The 16628-nt window shown below is 71.5% G+C and carries 19 protein-coding genes; 11 read left to right on the top strand and 8 right to left on the bottom strand.

Annotated elements, in window-relative coordinates; all coding sequences use genetic code 11:
• Positions 1-222: 222 nt before the first annotated feature.
• From AB0G20_RS03175 to AB0G20_RS03165, 3 genes are read right to left on the bottom strand one after another with little or no spacing between them, the layout of a single operon-like run.
• The gene (locus tag AB0G20_RS03175) at positions 223-1566 is read right to left on the bottom strand and encodes an O-antigen ligase family protein (protein WP_361294934.1); all 1344 of its coding nucleotides are present in this window, start codon (positions 1564-1566) and stop codon (positions 223-225) included.
• Between the two features lie 6 nt (positions 1567-1572).
• Entirely contained in the window at positions 1573-2997 is a 1425-nt protein-coding gene (locus AB0G20_RS03170) for an exopolysaccharide biosynthesis polyprenyl glycosylphosphotransferase (protein WP_361294931.1), read from the bottom strand.
• Positions 2994-4157, bottom strand: a complete 1164-nt coding sequence (locus AB0G20_RS03165) for a glycosyltransferase family 4 protein (RefSeq protein ID WP_361294928.1) — start codon at positions 4155-4157, stop codon at positions 2994-2996. The genes AB0G20_RS03170 and AB0G20_RS03165 overlap by 4 nt, the downstream gene beginning before the upstream one ends.
• A 402-nt stretch (positions 4158-4559) precedes the next feature.
• On the opposite strand from AB0G20_RS03165, the gene chpG reads away from it, so the two are divergent.
• From chpG to AB0G20_RS03130, 7 genes are all read left to right on the top strand, one after another.
• The gene (gene chpG, locus AB0G20_RS03160) at positions 4560-4799 is read left to right on the top strand and encodes a chaplin ChpG (RefSeq protein ID WP_030838293.1); all 240 of its coding nucleotides are present in this window, start codon (positions 4560-4562) and stop codon (positions 4797-4799) included.
• Positions 4800-5043: 244 nt separating this feature from the next.
• Complete coding sequence (locus tag AB0G20_RS03155; protein WP_361294925.1) at positions 5044-5682, top strand: hypothetical protein; 639 nt, start codon at positions 5044-5046, stop codon at positions 5680-5682.
• Between the two features lie 172 nt (positions 5683-5854).
• Complete coding sequence (locus tag AB0G20_RS03150) at positions 5855-6139, top strand: hypothetical protein (RefSeq protein ID WP_361294922.1); 285 nt, start codon at positions 5855-5857, stop codon at positions 6137-6139.
• Positions 6136-6741, top strand: a complete 606-nt coding sequence (locus AB0G20_RS03145; RefSeq protein ID WP_361294919.1) for a vitamin K epoxide reductase family protein — start codon at positions 6136-6138, stop codon at positions 6739-6741. Before AB0G20_RS03150 ends, AB0G20_RS03145 begins: the two co-directional genes overlap by 4 nt.
• Before the next feature lie 137 nt (positions 6742-6878).
• The gene (locus AB0G20_RS03140; protein WP_361294916.1) at positions 6879-7397 is read left to right on the top strand and encodes a hypothetical protein; all 519 of its coding nucleotides are present in this window, start codon (positions 6879-6881) and stop codon (positions 7395-7397) included.
• A 106-nt stretch (positions 7398-7503) separates the two neighbouring features.
• Positions 7504-7983: a tyrosinase family oxidase copper chaperone gene (locus AB0G20_RS03135; RefSeq protein ID WP_361294913.1), complete on the top strand. Its 480-nt coding sequence runs from the start codon at positions 7504-7506 to the stop codon at positions 7981-7983.
• Positions 7967-8833, top strand: a complete 867-nt coding sequence (locus AB0G20_RS03130) for a tyrosinase family protein (RefSeq protein WP_361294910.1) — start codon at positions 7967-7969, stop codon at positions 8831-8833. Before AB0G20_RS03135 ends, AB0G20_RS03130 begins: the two co-directional genes overlap by 17 nt.
• 75 nt (positions 8834-8908) lie before the next feature.
• On the opposite strand, the gene AB0G20_RS03125 is transcribed toward AB0G20_RS03130, so the two are convergent.
• Positions 8909-9190, bottom strand: a complete 282-nt coding sequence (locus AB0G20_RS03125; RefSeq protein ID WP_361294907.1) for a chaplin — start codon at positions 9188-9190, stop codon at positions 8909-8911.
• A 212-nt stretch (positions 9191-9402) separates the two neighbouring features.
• Positions 9403-10362: a D-2-hydroxyacid dehydrogenase family protein gene (locus tag AB0G20_RS03120; protein ID WP_361294904.1), complete on the bottom strand. Its 960-nt coding sequence runs from the start codon at positions 10360-10362 to the stop codon at positions 9403-9405.
• 415 nt (positions 10363-10777) lie between these two features.
• On the opposite strand from AB0G20_RS03120, the gene AB0G20_RS03115 reads away from it, so the two are divergent.
• From AB0G20_RS03115 to AB0G20_RS03100, 4 genes are all read left to right on the top strand, one after another.
• Entirely contained in the window at positions 10778-12145 is a 1368-nt protein-coding gene (locus tag AB0G20_RS03115) for a S8 family serine peptidase (RefSeq protein ID WP_361294901.1), read from the top strand.
• A 25-nt stretch (positions 12146-12170) separates the two neighbouring features.
• The gene (locus AB0G20_RS03110) at positions 12171-12437 is read left to right on the top strand and encodes a hypothetical protein (protein WP_361294898.1); all 267 of its coding nucleotides are present in this window, start codon (positions 12171-12173) and stop codon (positions 12435-12437) included.
• A 992-nt stretch (positions 12438-13429) separates the two neighbouring features.
• Positions 13430-14185, top strand: a complete 756-nt coding sequence (locus AB0G20_RS03105) for a GNAT family N-acetyltransferase (RefSeq protein ID WP_361294895.1) — start codon at positions 13430-13432, stop codon at positions 14183-14185.
• A gap of 257 nt (positions 14186-14442) precedes the next feature.
• Complete coding sequence (locus tag AB0G20_RS03100; protein ID WP_361294892.1) at positions 14443-14802, top strand: hypothetical protein; 360 nt, start codon at positions 14443-14445, stop codon at positions 14800-14802.
• A 4-nt stretch (positions 14803-14806) separates the two neighbouring features.
• Here the strand turns inward: AB0G20_RS03100 and AB0G20_RS03095 are convergent, their stop codons facing one another.
• The 3 genes from AB0G20_RS03095 to AB0G20_RS03085 all read right to left on the bottom strand — a co-directional run bounded on the left by AB0G20_RS03095 (position 14807) and on the right by AB0G20_RS03085 (position 16453).
• Complete coding sequence (locus AB0G20_RS03095; RefSeq protein WP_361294889.1) at positions 14807-15250, bottom strand: hypothetical protein; 444 nt, start codon at positions 15248-15250, stop codon at positions 14807-14809.
• Between the two features lie 275 nt (positions 15251-15525).
• Complete coding sequence (locus AB0G20_RS03090; RefSeq protein ID WP_361294886.1) at positions 15526-16035, bottom strand: hypothetical protein; 510 nt, start codon at positions 16033-16035, stop codon at positions 15526-15528.
• Between the two features lie 220 nt (positions 16036-16255).
• Complete coding sequence (locus AB0G20_RS03085) at positions 16256-16453, bottom strand: hypothetical protein (RefSeq protein WP_361294883.1); 198 nt, start codon at positions 16451-16453, stop codon at positions 16256-16258.
• Positions 16454-16628: the final 175 nt, after the last annotated feature.

Below are 16628 nucleotides of genomic sequence, written 5' to 3'. Positions count from 1 at the left end.
GACCGGCCGGCTGCCCGTCGGCAGCCGCAGTCCGTGGGGCGGCTGGAAGTTCGTGCGCGGTCGCGGCTCGGGGGACGGTCGCCGGAGGTTTGTGCGGGGGCGTCGCCCGGGGGACGGTCGGGGGCTCGGTCATGGCTCGTGGGACCGCCGGAGGCTCCTTCGGTGTCGCGGGCCGGGGGACCGTCGGCCCGCCGCCCGTGTTCGTCTGTTCAGGTGTCACCGTCATGGCGTCGGCGCCCCCTTCGCCATGTCCCGCGCGGCCGATTCGGGCCGGTCGCGCTCGGGCCTCGCCGGGGCGGACGTGTCTGCCAGGCCCCACCACGCCGTCAGCCCGAAGCAGATCGCCGTCAGGACGGTGGACGGGCCGCCGATGTCGGCGTAGGCGAAGTCCGTCAGCTGCCAGACCAGCAGGCCGCAGGCGATCAGGCCGCAGTCGAGGCCGGGTGCGGAGGTCCGCCGGGTCCGCCACAGGGCGCGCACGGCGCACAGCAGGAGGGCCAGCCAGCTGCCCACCAGTGCCAGGACCCCGATCAGCCCCTGCTCGGCCAGGATCAGCAGGTACATGTTGTGGGGGGAGAGCAGCGGCTGCTTGCGGAAGGCCGCGCCCGCACCCTCCGTGTCGCTGCCCGCCGAGAGGGCCAGCGAGGCGTGCGAGTCCCGGTGTTCGGGGAAGCCCTTCAGGCCCACGCCGGTCAGCGGGTGCTCGCGCCACATCCCGGTCGCCGCCGCCCACATGGTGTACCGGTCGGTCACCGACTGGTCGGGCGCGTCGGCGACCTGCGTGATGCTGCTGATCCGCTCCTGCAGCATCGCCGTACCGACCCCGAAGCCGCCCACCAGGATCACGCAGGCCGCGACCACCACGGCCCCGGCCGTGAGCGCCCGCCGCAGCCCGCTCAGCAGCAGCTGCACCGCGCACGTCACCGCCGTGGCGATCCACGCCCCGCGGCTGAACGACAGCGCGAGCGGCGGCAGCAGCACCAGCGCGCAGGCGAGGGCGACGGCCCGCTGCCGCGCCGGCGCACTGCCCAGCGCCAGCCCCACCGCGCAGACCAGCCCGAGGGAGACGACCGTGGCCATCCCCATCACGTCCTGCGCCCCGAACGTGCCGACGGCCCGCACCGGCCGGCCCTGGTACGAGGCACCCGTCGCGGTCACGTACTGGTGCACACCGACCGCCCCCTGCCACACCGCGAGTCCCACGAACGACCAGGCCAGCAGCCGGAAGTCGGCCCGGTCCCGGACCAGCAGCAGCACGGTGGCCGGGACCAGCACGAAGACCTGGAGATAGCGGCCGAGACCGGTGAGCCCCTCGCCCGGCGACACCGCCCCCATGGCGGCGACGGCGACGCCGAGCACCGGAAGCCCCAGCACCACGGCCGCCGTACGGGACAGCGGCCGCCGCCGCTCCCGTACGAGACGGACCGCGCAGAACAGCACGACCAGCGCGGACGCCGCGTCGGCCGGTCCGGCACCGCCCTCGCCGCCCGGCCCCAGCGGCAGGGCGAGCAGGACCACGACGGCCAGCAGCGCGAGGACGGGCGCTTGGGCCCCGACCCGGGTCATCCGCGCTCAGCTCCCCGTCGGACGCACGAGCGCGGCCGCCGTACGCAGCAGGATGCAGATGTCCTGCCACAGCGACCAGTCGTCGATGTACGCGTTGTCGAACCGGGCCCGGTCCTCGATCGAGGTGTCCCCGCGCAGCCCGTGCACCTGGGCGAGTCCGGTGATGCCGGTGCGGACCCGGTGGCGGGCGGCGTAGCCCGGGTGGGTCTGGCCGAACTTCGCGACGAAGTACGGGCGTTCCGGCCGCGGCCCGACCAGGCTCATGTCGCCGCGCAGGACGTTCCACAACTGGAGCAGCTCGTCCAGGGAGGTGCGGCGCAGGAAGCGGCAGAACCACGGCATCTGGCGTTCGTTCGCCACGCTCCAGCGGGTCGCCGACTCGTGCGCGTCGACCGGGCGGTGGGTGCGGAACTTCAGCAGCGTGAAGGGCCGCCCGTCCTTGCCGATCCGCTCCTGCCGGAAGACGACCCCCGGCCCGCCGCTCATCCGCAGCACCACCGCGCACAGCAGCAGCAGCGGGCTGACCAGGAGGAGCAGCGCCCCTGAGACCACGACGTCCAGGGCCCGCTTGCCGGTCCTGCCGCGCCGCCCCGTCCCGAGGTCCAGGCGACGGCAGGAGAACCCGGCGAGCCGCTCCCCCGTCCGGTACGACGGCACGTCCGGGTCGACCTCCCACACCGTGCAGCCCGACTCGGCGAGCGCCCGCAGCAGCGGTCCCTGCCCGGCCCGCACGGAGGGGTGCACGGCCAGTACCTCGCGCACCCCGTTCTGGATGAGCGCCCGCTGGACCTCCTCGCCCGTGGTCAGCACGGGCAGCCCCGCGCTGCCGTCCGGCTCGTCGGTGACGACGCCCACCGGCCGCACCCCGTCCCGCGGATGACGCAGTACGGCCGCGGCCACCCGCTGCGCGGTCGCGGCGGGCCCGACCACGAGCGCGGCCTGCGGGCGGTGCAGCAGTTCGCCGCGCCGGCACGCGTGCACCGCACCGCGCCCGGCGCAGCTCGCCGCGGTCTGGAGCAGGAAACCGGCCAGCAGGGTCGAAGCGGAGAGCACGTGCTGCGGTGTGCAGGCCGCCACGAACGCCGCGAGCGTCAGCCAGGCCACCGCGATCCGGCCGCTCACGGCGGGCAGTTCGTCCAGCACGGCCGGCACGCGCCCGGGCCGGGGCGGGCGCAGCAGCAGCGAGGCGGCCACCAGCACCGCCAGCAGCAGCGGGTGGCGCTGGGCTCCGGACAGCGCCAGTCCGCCCAGCACGGCGGCGGTGCCGTCCGCGGCGAGCAGCGGCAGCGGCGACACGGGCCGGGCGGGCGGCCGCCGGTCGGGGAAGCGGAAGCCGGCTGTGGTGCCGCGCGGCGGCAGGACCGACACGGGCGGGTATCCGGGATCCCGCGGCTGCCCGGCGGGAGTGGGAACGGTGCTTTCCGCGGTCACGAGGCGACAGACTCCCTGCGCTCGGTGGACACGGCGTGCGCGTCCAGGAGTTCGCGGTACACGTCCGCGACCGCCTGAGCCGTGCGGCGCACGTCGTGGGTGGACAGGACGTGCCGGCGTCCCTGGTCGCCGAGCGCGGTGCGCAGCGGCGGGTCGAGCAGCAGCCCGGCGACGGCCGCGGCCAGTGCCGCCGGGGCCAGGGCAGGGACCAGGCAGTGCGGCACGAGGGCCGGCGGCAGGCTCTCCCGGGCCCCGCCGACGTCCGTCACCACCACCGGCCGCCCGCACGCCATGGCTTCCAGGGGAGCCAGCGCCATGCCCTCCCACCGCGACGGCAGGACGACCAGATCGGCCGCCTGGTACCAGGGCACGACATCGGCGACGTCCCCCGCGAACAGCACGGAGCCGGGGGCCAAGGCCCGCAGCCTGCCGTGGTCCGGCCCGTCGCCGACCAGGACCAGCCGCGCCCCGGGCACCCGCCGCAGCACCGACTCCCACGCCGTCAGCAGGACGTCCTGCCCCTTCTGCCGGCACAGCCGCCCCACGCACACCACGAGCGGCCCGCGCGGATCACCGTCCGGCAGCAGCTCCGCCCGTACGGCGTCCGCGTCGGCCGGACGGAAGCGCTCGACGTCGATCCCGTTGGGAATGACGCTCCACCGCCCCCGGACCCCGGCCTCCGCCCCGAGCCGGCGCTCCGCCTCGCTCACGCACACCACCCGCGCCGCCCACCGGGCCGCCCACTGCTCCCAGCCGCGCGCGAGGGCCGCGGTGACGCCGTCCACCGCCTCGAACGACCAGGCGTGCGGCTGGAACACGGTCGGGATCCGCCCCCGCACGGCGAGCCGTCCGGCCAGCCCGGCCTTCGCGCTGTGCGCGTGCACCAGGGACGGTTCCACGTCCTCCACGACACGGGCGAGCCGTCGCGCCTCGCCCGCGAGTGACGGCCCCGGCGCACGCGTCGCCGCCCAGTGCCGTACGTCCGCGCCGAGCGCCGCGAGCCGGGCCGCGAAGGGGCTGTCGGGGCAGGCGACCGTGACGTGCAGACCCGCCGCGAGCTGCGCCCCGGCCAGGTCCGTCACGACGCGGGCGACCCCGCCGTCCACGGGTTGGGTGACGTGGAGGACCCGTGGCGGAGGGTCGGTCGGTGACAGGTGCATGCGCGGTTTTCCTCGCTCACGGATGGCGCTCGGGACGGCGGGAACGCGCCTCACTGCCGGGTGCCGACAGCGCCGAAGAGCACGCCGGCGCACGCCGCGTCCCGCTGGGCAACGAGCCGGACGGCCACCTGGTCACCACCGCACCGGAGGGCTTCGCGGACTGTGGTGTCCTCCCTCGTCCCTGAGTGCGATTTGCTTGCAGTAGGGGTGCGTTGAGAGGTTTGTGACTCTAGTTGCCATCCGCACTTTTCCCTTGAAACCGGGCGTGTGTGTCGGAACGGTGAAGGCAGCCCTGCCGGCGAGATCACTCCTTTGGCGGCACAACTCGCGTGCACGCCACGCGTTGACACAGCGCCGGGCATCCGCCCGGATGTTTGTGTCAACCCCAAGGAGCACCTCTCCATGTCGCGTATCGCGAAGGGCCTGGTCCTGACCTCCGCTGCCGCTGCCGCTGTCGCGGGCAGCACCGGCATCGCCGCCGCCGACAGCGGCGCGCAGGCCGCCGCCGCCCACTCCCCGGGCGTGCTGTCCGGCAACGTCGTCCAGGTTCCGCTGCACATCCCGGTCAACGTCTGCGGCAACACGGTCGACATCATCGGCCTGCTGAACCCGGCGTTCGGCAACGAGTGCGAGAACGACTGACGTCGCCTCGAAACCCTGACCGGCCGTTCTCCTGCGGGACCACGCGGGAGGGCGGCCGGTTCGCGTTGCTCCGAACGGGGGCGGGTGAGCGGCCCGGCGGACGGGGCACCCGCACGCCGCCTCACCAGGGGGGACGCCGCGGGGCCGGGGACGCGGTGCTGACCTGGGGCGTTCGCTCGGTTGCGGAGCGTTCCGGCCGCTCGCACGGTGGGCACAAGATCCGACGCACCGAAAGGAACCCCCCATGCGTCTGCCCGCACGGCGAATCGCGACGTCCGCGCTCTGCGCCACGCTGCTGCTCGGGGCCACCGGGCCCGCGGCCGTGGCCGCCGACAGCGCATCGGCCCCGGCGCACCCCCACGCGGCGTCCCGGGCCCCCGTCCCCGACGCGGACGCACTGCTCGGCCAGGTCAAGAGCCTGGGCGACCTCGGCGGCGTCATCGTCCCGGTCGCCGATCTGCTGACCGCCGTGCTCAAGGCGGACGGCGGTCAGCTGCCGCCCTCGCAGGCGGCCAAGCTGGGCACCGGAGTGCAGGACGCGATCGACCAGGCCACCGCGACGGCTCCGGCCGCCCCCTCACCGGCGACCGCGCCGGACACCGCCGCCCCGAGCAGCCCGCTGCCGCAGGCCAGCACGCTGCCCGCACCCGTCGACGACCGGGCCGAGCTGCCCGAGGGCCTCACGGCCGAGGCACTGACGGCCCTGGAGCAGGCGACCGACGGGCTGCTCAAGGCCGTCACCTCCGGCGACGCCGCCAAGGTCACCCCGGCCGTCGACGCCGTCGTCGCAGGGCTCGTGAACACCGTCGCCGCGACGCTGGTCGGCAGCGAACTGCCCGCCCCCGACCTGGCCGGCCTCCCCTCACTGCCGAAGGCCCCCTGAGACGCCCCCTCACTCACCCAGTCGTCGTGCCGGCCCCCTGGACCGGCACGACTTCTGTTTCAGCGACTCATATGAGGTTCCGGCAACGGGGTTTCCGCTCCGCACAGGCATCGTTAGGCACGGCGTCCGAATTCCCCGCCGGTGACATCAGTCGCCGAAGAAAGGATTCACGATGAAATCCCTGAAGGCCGCCGCAGTCGTTGCCGGCTCCCTCGTCGTCGCCGGTGCCGCCGCACCCGCGCACGCCGCCTACGACCCCGCCGACGTGACCCCCACCAGCCTCAACGGCGCCGTCAACGCGCTCACCAGGGAGCCCATCGACCCGATGCCGCTCAAGCACCAGTCCAACGCGCTCGACACCGAGAACGAGGACTCCGTGCTCAGCACCGTCAAGCAGGCGACCACCCGGCTGAACTCGAACGGCGGGCTCCTCGGCGGTCTTCCGCTGCCGAAGTGACCCCACCCGCGCACGCCCGGGCGAGCACGGCGGGCGCCGGCCGGGCGTTCGCCCTGCTGCTCGTCGTCACCGGAGCGGCCGGGCTGCTGGCGTCCTGGATCATCACCCTCGACAAGTTCAAGTTGCTCGAGGACCCGGACTTCACGCCCGGCTGCAGCCTGAACCCGGTGGTGTCCTGCGGCAGCGTCATGGAGAGCGACCAGGCCGAGGTCTTCGGGTTCCCCAACCCGATGCTGGGACTGGTCGCCTACGGCGTCGTGATCTGCGTCGGCCTGAGCCTGCTGGCCGGTGCCCGCTTCCCCCGCTGGTACTGGCTGGGTTTCGACGCCGGCTGCCTGTTCGGCGTCGGGTTCGTGACGTGGCTGCAGTTCGAGTCGCTGTACCGGATCAACGCGCTGTGCCTGTGGTGCTGTCTGGCGTGGGCCGCGACCATCCCCCTCTTCTGGTACGTGACGTCGTTCGCCGTGCGCCGGCAGTTCCTGCCCGCGCCCGGGGCGGTGCGCCGGTTCCTCGACGAGTTCACGTGGGTGCTGCCGGTGGTGCACCTCGGCGTCGTCGGCATGCTCGTCCTGACGCGCTGGTGGGACTTCTGGACGAGCTGACGGACACCTGTCGGAAGGCGGGGCCGGTCCGTCGTATTACTGCGGCAGTCGGGGGAATCTTGCGCTGGTGCGGTTCCCCGGCTCGTTACTCGGTACGCACGCTGAGCCCCCGACACGTGAAAGGGACCGTACCCCAGATGAAGTCGACCACCCGAGGAACCCTCGCCGCAGTGATCACGTGTGTGGCGGCCGCGGCCGGCGCCGCCACCGCGACCCCCGCCGCCGCGGTCGGCACGGTCCCCGTCCCCGTGCCGCTGGGCGGCGCCGAGAGGGCACTCAACGTGGAACTGCCCGAGGCCACCGGGGAACTCCCCGTGCCGCTGCCGGGCTCGCCCGAGGGGCCGCGCTACGTCGAGGGCCGGCTCATCCCCGAGCGCGCCGTCCCGCAACTGCCCGTCCACGGGGGGCTGCCCGGCGCGGACCTGCGCGCGCCCCTGCCGCACATCCTCGGCGCCGGCTTCGACCACGTCGGCGTCGACGCCCCCGCCTCCGACCTGCGGACGCTGGCCCCGGGCGTCTCCGTCGACGCCCCGCTCACCTCGCCCGACGAGAACGGCTTCGGCATGCCCCAGGCCAAGCTCCCGCAGGTGGGCGTGCTGGCCCCGCTGGTGCAGACGGTGCCGACGGCGGACCTGGGCATCGGCCCCGGTCTGTAGGACGTCAGGCCCTGCCGGGTGTTCTCGTGTGGCCCTCGCGGTGGTGACCGCGGGGGCCTTTGCGCTGTTACCGCTACGACAACCCGAGCGGAACGAGGAGCACGACATGGTCGTAGGAGTCGGCGGAGTACCGGTGGGAGCGGCGGACGACGGGGGCGCCAGAGGCAGTCGGCGGGGAGTGCTGCGCGGCCTGATGGCCGCGGCGGCGGGCGCCGCGCTCACACCCGTCGTCGTGGCCTCCTGGCCCGGAGAATCCGACGGAAAGAACACGGACGTGCGGGCCGACGACGGCATGTTCGAGGAGATCTACCGGGGCCGCCGCATCCGCGGTGTCCCGCTCCCGTCCCCGGAGCAGGAGGTCGGTGACGTGGACTGGCACGTCACCGTCGACGGCCGGCCGCTGCACCTGATGCGCCGCGCGGACGGCAGCTGGCTGAGCATGGTCGACCACTACGGCTCCTACCCCACCCCCCTGGCGGCGACCCGCGCGGCCGTCGACGAACTGGGCCCGGGGCAGCGCCTGCGCGACCTGCCCGGCCACGGCCCGGGACACCTGGAGGGGGGAGACCATGGCGTACACGCGTAAGGACGTCAGCACCCTCACCCGCACCGAGAAGCGCCGGTTCGTGAAGGCGATGCTGGAGGTGAAACGGCGCGGCGAATACGACGAGTTCGTCCGGACGCACATCGAGTACTACACCTCCGACGGCGAGGACGGCCTGCGCACGGCCCACATGGCGCCCTCCTTCCTGCCCTGGCACCGGCAGTTCCTGCTGGACCTGGAGAAGGCGCTGCGGCGGGTCGACGCGTCGGTGTCGGTGCCCTACTGGGACTGGACACGCGACCGCACGACCACGTCCGCGCCCTGGACCGCCGACCTCCTCGGCGGCACCGGGCGGCGCTCCGACCGCCAGGTCATGACCGGGCCGTTCGCCTACGCGGAGGGCAACTGGACCATCAAGGAGGGCGTGACCGACGAGGAGTTCCTCACCCGGGACCTGGGCCGCTCCCGCGACCCGATCCAGCTGCCCACCAAGGCCGAACTGGAACGGGCCCTGAAGGACCCGGTCTACGACGCCTCCCCCTGGGACTCGACGGCCGGCAGGGGATTCCGCAACAAGCTGGAGGGGTGGGGGAGGGGCCGCGGCAGCGCCTCCTGGCAGAACCACAACCGGGTGCACCGCTGGGTCGGCGGGGCCATGGTCGGCGGCGCCTCCGTCAACGACCCGGTGTTCTGGATGCACCACGCCTTCGTCGACCTGGTGTGGTCCCGCTGGCAGCGGCGGCACCGCGAGCACCGCTATCTGCCGGCGAAGCCGCCCGGCCCGGGCAGTGCGCAGTACCGGCGGGTCGTGGCCCGGCACCAGAAGCTGCCGCCGTGGGACGTGACGCCCGATCAGCTGGAGGATCACGGGCGGTTCTACCGGTACGCGTGACGCTCCGGGAACACGAGGAGAGCCCCGGCGCTCGAGGTGCCGGGGCTCTCTGGGTGCACAGGGTGTGCGGACGGGTCAGTGGCCGTACCCGTGGCCACCCGAGTGGCCCTTGTCGTCGTCCTTGTTCTCGCACTCGTTGCCGAATGCCGGGTTGAGCAGACCGACCACGTTGACGGTGTTGCCGCACAGGTTGACCGGGATGTGGACCGGGACCTGGACGACGTTGCCCGAGAGGACGCCCGGAGACCCGACGGCCTTGCCCTGGGCACCCGCGTCGGCCAGGGCCAGACCGGCCCCGCTGAGGACCACGGCACCCGTGCCGAGTGCGACACCGGCTGCCTTCGCGATGCGAGACATCACGTTCTCCTTCTGACTCGGTGAGCACGGCGGCAGGTGGCGCCGCCGTGCTTCCCGTTCAACGCGCCCGTACACGGGTGGTCACGGCGATCATGGCCGGATCACCCATCTTGGACAAGCGTGCACGCCATATGGGTCGTCCGGGGTCGCGGGTCGTCCGGGTCGCGGGTCGTCCGGGGTAGGCCGGGGGCCGTCAGGGGTCTTCAGGGATCTCAGGGGAGCCGTCGTATGGGTGCGCCGTCGAGGAACGCCCGGATGTCCTCGACGGCGTGCCCGTAGTAGGTCGCGTAGTTGGCGCGGGAGACGTAGCCGAGGTGCGGGGTGGCGAGGAGGCGGGGTGCCGTTCGCATCGGGTGGTCCGCGGGGAGGGGCTCGCTGTCGAAGACGTCCACGCCGGCGCCGGCGATACGGCCCGCGTGCAGAGCGTCGAGGAGGGCGTCCTGGTCGATGATCGCCGCGCGTGAGGTGTTGATCAGATAGGCGGTCGGCTTGAGGAGGGCGAGTTCGGCCGGGCCGAGCAGGCCGCGGGTGCGGTCGCCGAGGGCGAGATGGACGGACACGAAGTCGCTGCTCGCGAGCAGCTCTTCCTTGGAACCGGCGAGTTCGGCACCGACCTCGTCGGCGCGCTCCCGGGTGAGGTTCTGACTCCAGGCGCTCACGCGCATGCCGAAGGCGAGCCCGACCTGGGCCACACGGCTGCCGATCTTCCCCAGACCGAGCAACCCGAGACGCCGGCCGTGCAGATCGGCACCGACCGTGCTCTGCCAGGGGCCGCCGGAGCGCAGGGCGTTGCTCTCCTCGACGATGCCGCGGGCGAGGCCGAGCAGCAGTGCCCAGGTCAGTTCCACGGGCGGGGTGGAGGAACTGGCCGTGCCGCACACCGTGACGCCGTGCGCCTCGGCGGCCGCGTAGTCGATCACGGAGTTCCGCATGCCGGAGGCGACGATCAGTTTCAGCCGGGGCAGCCGGGCGATCAGCGACCCGGGGAACGGCACGCGTTCGCGCAGGGTCACCACGATGTCGAACCCGGCCAGGGCCGCGGCCAGATCGTCCTCGCCTTCGATGTGCCGGTCGAAGGCCACGACCTCCACGTCGTCCGCGACCACCGACCAGTCGGCGACCACGGTCGCCACCTGCTGAAAGTCGTCCAGTACAGCGCAGCGCAGCCGCACGTCGTGCCCCTTTCCCGGCCCGTGTCTCGGATCCAGGGGTCATGATCGCGCCTGGGCGGCGGTGCGGGAAGCCTGCCGCTGTCCCCCGACGACCCAGCGGGTCGCGGAACGGGGTGGTGTGCTGAGGAGAGGGTGTGCTGGTCAGTAGTTGAAGGGCGGGGGACGGGCCGCCTGTAGGCCATCCGGGGGCATCAAGGTGCGGTGCGGCATTTGCCCGGTGAGTATGGGTAACGGCGCCTGATCCGCATCTGCCCACCGCGCGCTCGGCCTAGGCCGATCCGCCGGTCGATGGCAGGTCGCAGCGAGGCCACCCATCGCCTCTCAACGGCTCCCCACCCAGCCGCACCCTCCACGAACCGCCGTGGACGAAACGCCGCTCGCGTGCGCTGGATTCCGTCCCACATCAAGGAGAACCATGCGTGTCCTCATCCAGATGAAGCCCGAACGCGACGTCGTTGAGGCCGTCGCCAACCCCCAGCTCACCGTGACCACTCAGGATGTCGCCGGATCGATGCCCGGCGTCGAGCTGGACCAGTCGTTCACACCAGTGGCGCTGCCCAGGCCGGTGCCGTCCACGGCCGAAGGGGACCCGCTGTCCCTGACCCAGCCGCTCCGGTTCTCCATGCGGCCGGAAGACGCCACCGTCCTGGTCCGTGGCGAGATCCACGACTACGACACCGCCAGCCGGCTCTCCATGCTGGCCCTCAGCCGCCCGCAGATCGTCGGCATCTCCGCCGACCCGGTCATCCAGACGTCGCCCACGTGTCCCGGGGACGGACCGGTCGGCAACTGGCAGGACGTGAAGAACCTCCTCGCCGAGCTCGGCGCGGACGACCTGGACGGCAGCGGTATCGCGCTGGCGATCACCGACACCGGCATCAACACCCAGCACCTGAGCAACGAACTGGACCGTCCTGTCACGGTCGACGCGGCACGGAGCTGGAATCCGCCCGGGGTGACCGGCAGGCCGGGCAAGTTCCCGGTCGACCACGGCACCATGTGCGCCTTCGACGCCCTCATCGCCGCACCGAAGGCGACGCTGATCGACATCCCGGTCCTGCTCTCGGAACAGCAAGGCCCGACGGTCATGAGCGGGCTGCTCTCGGACGCCGTGGCGGCCTACTCCCACCTGTGGAGCGTGCTGGAGACGATGCCCGACGACAAGCGGGCCCTGGTCGTCAGCAACAGCTGGGGTTCCTTCTCGCCCCGGTGGGACTTCCCGCCCAGCCACCCCGGGAACTACTCGGACAATCCCGGCCACCCCTTCAACCTGATGGTGACCGCACTGGAGAGCGCGGGCGCCGACGTCCTGTTCGCGGCGGGCAACTGCGGCCTGGACTGCCCTGACGGCCGCTGCGAGTTCCCCGACCGGCCCATCGTCGGCGCCAACTCGCACCCGCGCGCGCTGTCCATCGGTGGTGTCGACACGCGGGGCAACCGGGTCGGCTACTCCTCGCAGGGCCCCGGCCGGCTCGATTCCAACAAGCCGGACATCTGCGCGTACACCCACTTCGAGGGCTCACACGCCTTCGGGGCGGGCGAACCGGACTCCGGGACCTCGGCCGCCTGTCCGGTGGCCGCGGGCGTGGTCGCCGCCGTACGCACGCAGTGGTCGGCCAACGTCATCAAGCCGGCCGAGCTTCGCACCCTGCTGCAGCGGACGGCCGACGACCGCGGCGCCGCAGGCTTCGACCACGACTACGGGTTCGGCATCATCAACGTACCGGCGATCATGGATGCGCTTCGCCGCCGCAGCAAGAACGGGCACGGCACCCGCAGGTAGCCGCATCGCACCGGAGGAGAGACCGATGGCTCCCGACAAGCCAGCCAGCCTCATCACGGTCACGCTCCCGTCGGGAGCCACGCTCGAGGACGCCCTGCGTCAGCTCGGCATCGGCCGCGAGGCGGTCGATGCCGACTACGGCCTCGTCGACCTGCACAACGGCACCTACGCCCTGCTCGTCACCGAGGCGGTCGCCGAGCGCGTCCACGGCACGCCCGGTGCCCAGGGGCCGTACGCGAACCCGAAGATCGAACCCTTCGGCCCGCCCCAGCCCCGCCCCGACGAGGACTGAACCCAACGACACAGGGACCGACCCGCCACAACGGCGGGTTGGAGACCAGGGCTTGTTCCGCGCTGGAGTTCCGGAGTCGGCGCTGGACGCGGGCGAGCGCGTCACGGCGATGCCGCTCATGTTCCAAAGTGAGTCCGGCGGCATCCTCGCCGGGTCCGTCATCCGTCATCCGTCATCCGTCGAGCGTGGCGCAGCGCCCGTAAGGCCGTACTGCCCCCGCACGTCTTCGAGTCGCTCACCGGACGGCGCGTCTACGACAACCGGAACACGCGCCTGAGGGAGTGGCTGAACGACGGGATCCCTCCCGCCAGGTGGCCGAGTGGGCGGAAACAGCGTTGCCGTGCTCCTGGCGACTTACGCCCGCTGCGTCGAGGGCCGGCTGCCCGACCTGAAGAGGCGGGCTCGGAGCTGCCGTATTCGACACGGCCACCCGCAAAACCCGGTAACAGCGGACAGCCCCGGAGCCCACCCTTGATCACCAAGAGGGCGTCAGGGGCCTCGCCGTGTCGACTGGCATGTGCCCTGACCAGCAAAAAGCCCTCCCGGAAGGGAGGGCGGAGACTTGCGCCCCTGGCAGGACTCGAACCTGCCGCCAAGCGCTTAGAAGAGGCGGGCAGGGCGTGGTAGGCCGGTCAGACCGCCTTGTCCCGCCACCGTTCCGAGCCGCTGAGTGTCGCTGTCGTCTGCCGTCTGCCGTCTGCCGTCAATTGCTGGGTCCTGGATCGACCCTGCGTCCTCCACAGACCTTCGTCTATCGGTTGATTGGAACGGTCGCTGTCCTTGGGGCGGTGCCCTTGTGTTTGTAAGCACTTGTTTGGGCTCCAGTGCACGGGGTTGAAGTGGCTCCGCGGAGTAAGAAGTTGATCTGGCTCCACTTTGCTGTCGGCGGCCACTTCACATTCCCCAGGTACGGCCAGATACGTGATCACAGTCGGTGATCGATGAGGGCTGGGTCACAGCGGGCCTCCGAGAACGCCTGTTAAGCACGGCGTATGGAGGAACTTGCACGGCTCAGCGATATCGAGCAGGCCGCGGCCGGCGACGGACATCCGGTCTGGGCCGCCCAGGGACAAGGCGGTGACGGCCTGGGGCCGGGGGTACGGGCCTGGTGCCACGGCGCGGCGCTGGCGAGCCCGAACCCTCAACAGGACCGGCTTGGGGTCAAGGGCGACGTCGCCGACGTGGCCGTGTTGGTGCGGCGGATCCTGGAGGAGATCGGCCCGTCCTACCGAGTCTTGGGGGAAGCTGCCTTGATCGATGCGCTGGTGCGGCAGCTGCCCAACCTGGCGCCGGTCCACGACTTCTTCTGGATGGAGGCCACGCCCCCATCCGGTGCCGCCGCCGTAGGCGTGCGGTGGCTGAACGCCCGCGAGGAGAAGGAGGCGACCTCGCTGTTCGACCGCTTCTTCCCTGACTCCTACGCGCAGCCGGGACGCGCGGGCATGCGCCGCTGGGCCGGGGCCGTCGGCGAGGTGGACAGCAGCGTCGGGGCGAAGCCACTAGCGGTGGCGGCGGACGCGTGGTCCGCGGCCGGGTGCGGGTTCATGGGCGGGGTGGTCACCCACCCCGCCGCCCGCGGACGCGGTCTTGCGCGGGCCGTGTGCGGCTTCGTCGTGGATGCCCTCGTCAACCAGCACGGCCGCGCCGCGCTCATGGTGCTCACCGGTAACGCGTCGGCCATCGCCACGTATGAACGCCTCGGCATGACCAAGCGCCTGTTCGGGGCGGCGCACATCGCGGCCCGGTGAGGCCAGGGCTCCACCGTGGCAAGCCGACGCGGGCCCGCTCACGCGGAGTGATCACTGGCGGCCAGATAACTCCCGGCTAACTGGCCGCCAGTGGGGAATCCCGACTGGCCGCTATCACTTGGCGAACACGTGCTGCGGCGTGCCCTCGTTGGAGTGAATGCGCTGCTCCGTCCGCCCGGCGACGGCAGGGTGTGTGCGTCGATCACGGTCTTGTCGGAGGCCGTGTGTGTTGATCGCGGTCATGTCGGGAGGCCGGGGTGGGTTTGTCGCGCGCTGAGCTGTTCGCAGCGATCCGGAGGGACAAGCGTCTCGATCCGGAGATGTCGCAGCGGGTTCTGGCGGAGAAGTACGGGGTGCACCGGCGGACGGTACGCCAGGCGTTGACCTCGGCGTTTCCGCCGCAGAGGAAGAAGCCGGTGCCGCGGACGTCGGTTCTGGACCCGGCGAAGGGCTGGGTCGACGCGATGTTGCGGGAGGACCTCGCCGCGCCGCGCAAGCAGAAGCACACCGCCCGGCGGATCTGCAGCGTGCTTAGAGACACCCTTGGCACCTGCACCGATGGTCCGCTGACGTCCACCGTTGTTCACGGCTGTGCGTCGCGGTTGTCACGCAGTTAGACACTCAGTGTGCTTCCTCGCTGGAAGCCTGGTTGGTCGGCTGGATCCCCGCTTCGGGCTCGTGCAGTGCGGCGAGTTCTCCCAGGTCGTTACCCACCATGACTTGAGCGAGTCGTCCGGCGACGGTCACGACCTCTGGCCAAGCGGCCGCCCGCAGGTAATCCGCGTCAGTGTCGTTAGGCGCCTCTTCTGCGGCGGCGTTGAGTGCTGCACCAAGCTCTCTCATGAGGGCGACCTCCTCCTCCGTTCGGAGACTCGTGCCGAGGTAGAGCTCGGGTTCATCGGCGTCACAGAAGTCGTCGAAGAGCGTGTGGAAGATGTGGTCCAGGTTCTCGAACGTTGACGGGTCGAGCCACACCTCTCGTTGCCACGGCGGATTGGCCAGAGCCAGGACCGCCGGCACGAGATGGACTCGGAAGTTCGCCAAGCGTCGCGAATCCTCGTTCATGGGCTGAGCCTAGCGACCGGGGTGACGCGGCGTTGTCGAGAGCACCGCTTTAGGAGTTCGGTCCACTGAATTCCACTGCACGTCGTGGTAACGGGCCTGAGGGCGCAGTGAACTGCCGGGAACCGCGGGTGTGCGCTGTTGTTGATGTCAGGCGTGGATGTCGGCGAGTCCGCTACTGGCTCATGTCAGAGGGGGGCTCGGACGGTGCCTTCACGCCGGGTGTTACCGCGAGCTCTGGGAAGGCACGGAACCTCACTGGCCTGGGATGTGGGAGGTCAATGAGACAGGCTGCAGGCGTCGTTATGCAGGTGCAGCCTGCGGAGGTCCTGGACCAGACCGACAGGAAAGGGGTGGAGTATCCACTTGGTGCGGTAGCCGGCAGCGCCGTGCTCCATGAGCACGTTCTGGGCGGCGTCAAGTACGGCGTGGGAGAACACCCGACGTGGGTGTGCCGACTGCCAGATCACCGTGCCGTCGGTGTCCGGTAGGTCGGGGCTGACTGCGACATCAGGGAACTTGTAGATGGTCACGCTAATCGCTTCCTCTGTAGCACGGAGCACCCAGCGGAGTTCCTGCGGCTCGGCGTCGAAGAAGAACCGGGTTGTGCGCTGCTGCCCGTACAGCCCGGCGGCGGCTGCCACAAGATCCGCCAACGCATCGGTGCAGTAGCTGCCTATGAGCGAAGTCTGGTGGGAGTCATCGGCCAGGTGGCACGTCGCCCAACCATGGCTCTCGAGCTCCCACTTCAACCGAAGGGCGCTCGCTGACGCCTGATCGACCGACACAGAGACCAGGCTATCGGTAGAGCTCGGCCCTCAGCTTGGGAAGCTGAGGTCAGCTGCGGCTTGCTCCGAAGCTGACCTGCGGCGGAGCAGTGTCGGTGCCTGGTGGGCGGTCGGTTGGCTCCCCGGGGTTCCCGCACGGTCTGGCACGGTTCTGGCACAGGGCTTCACGTGCCAGACCAACGCGGTGGTCTCGCGACCTGCTGCCAACCATGAGGGCGGTCTAGTCGGATTCGCTTTGCGAGACCCGCTCCATCGCGATAGGCGCAGCGGAGTCCAGCTCGATCGTGTCCCCTTCGTCTTCGCTGTTCCCTTCGGCATTGGGGCGACCGACGGGAAGGACGATCAGCAAGGTGTGTGGCCGGGGCAGCCGGCCGGTGTCCATGGGCGGGTCGTAGTGCCCCACATCGATGACGCGCACCAGTGTCTCTGGAATGCCGACAAGGCATGTGTCGCCTAGAGCTCGGTAACCCGGGCCGGGGTCGGCGCACACGAGACCCGGAGTATGTCGCCCACCTGATAGTCCGGGTTACTGCCCTGCGGCACTTGCTGCCCCTCACCTGTGGCGACTGGCTTCGAAGGCTACTGGTGGGCCT

This window comes from Streptomyces sp. NPDC024017 (assembly GCF_040638895.1).
Lineage (GTDB): Bacteria > Actinomycetota > Actinomycetes > Streptomycetales > Streptomycetaceae > Streptomyces.
The sequence above is the reverse complement of the archived record's forward strand: the minus strand, read 5'-3'. Positions and strand labels throughout refer to the sequence as shown.

What these genes read in the sequence shown, in the direction of transcription:
- AB0G20_RS03125 (WP_361294907.1), bottom strand. Translation starts at nt 9,190, where the DNA reads ATGTCTCGCATCGCGAAGGCAGCCGGTGTCGCACTCGGCACGGGTGCC.
- AB0G20_RS03135 (WP_361294913.1), top strand. Translation starts at nt 7,504, where the DNA reads ATGGTCGTAGGAGTCGGCGGAGTACCGGTGGGAGCGGCGGACGACGGG.
- AB0G20_RS03110 (WP_361294898.1), top strand. Translation starts at nt 12,171, where the DNA reads ATGGCTCCCGACAAGCCAGCCAGCCTCATCACGGTCACGCTCCCGTCG.
- AB0G20_RS03175 (WP_361294934.1), bottom strand. Translation starts at nt 1,566, where the DNA reads ATGACCCGGGTCGGGGCCCAAGCGCCCGTCCTCGCGCTGCTGGCCGTC.
- AB0G20_RS03130 (WP_361294910.1), top strand. Translation starts at nt 7,967, where the DNA reads ATGGCGTACACGCGTAAGGACGTCAGCACCCTCACCCGCACCGAGAAG.
- AB0G20_RS03095 (WP_361294889.1), bottom strand. Translation starts at nt 15,250, where the DNA reads ATGAACGAGGATTCGCGACGCTTGGCGAACTTCCGAGTCCATCTCGTG.
- AB0G20_RS03140 (WP_361294916.1), top strand. Translation starts at nt 6,879, where the DNA reads ATGAAGTCGACCACCCGAGGAACCCTCGCCGCAGTGATCACGTGTGTG.
- AB0G20_RS03155 (WP_361294925.1), top strand. Translation starts at nt 5,044, where the DNA reads ATGCGTCTGCCCGCACGGCGAATCGCGACGTCCGCGCTCTGCGCCACG.
- AB0G20_RS03165 (WP_361294928.1), bottom strand. Translation starts at nt 4,157, where the DNA reads ATGCACCTGTCACCGACCGACCCTCCGCCACGGGTCCTCCACGTCACC.
- AB0G20_RS03150 (WP_361294922.1), top strand. Translation starts at nt 5,855, where the DNA reads ATGAAATCCCTGAAGGCCGCCGCAGTCGTTGCCGGCTCCCTCGTCGTC.
- AB0G20_RS03105 (WP_361294895.1), top strand. Translation starts at nt 13,430, where the DNA reads ATGGAGGAACTTGCACGGCTCAGCGATATCGAGCAGGCCGCGGCCGGC.
- AB0G20_RS03115 (WP_361294901.1), top strand. Translation starts at nt 10,778, where the DNA reads ATGCGTGTCCTCATCCAGATGAAGCCCGAACGCGACGTCGTTGAGGCC.
- chpG (WP_030838293.1), top strand. Translation starts at nt 4,560, where the DNA reads ATGTCGCGTATCGCGAAGGGCCTGGTCCTGACCTCCGCTGCCGCTGCC.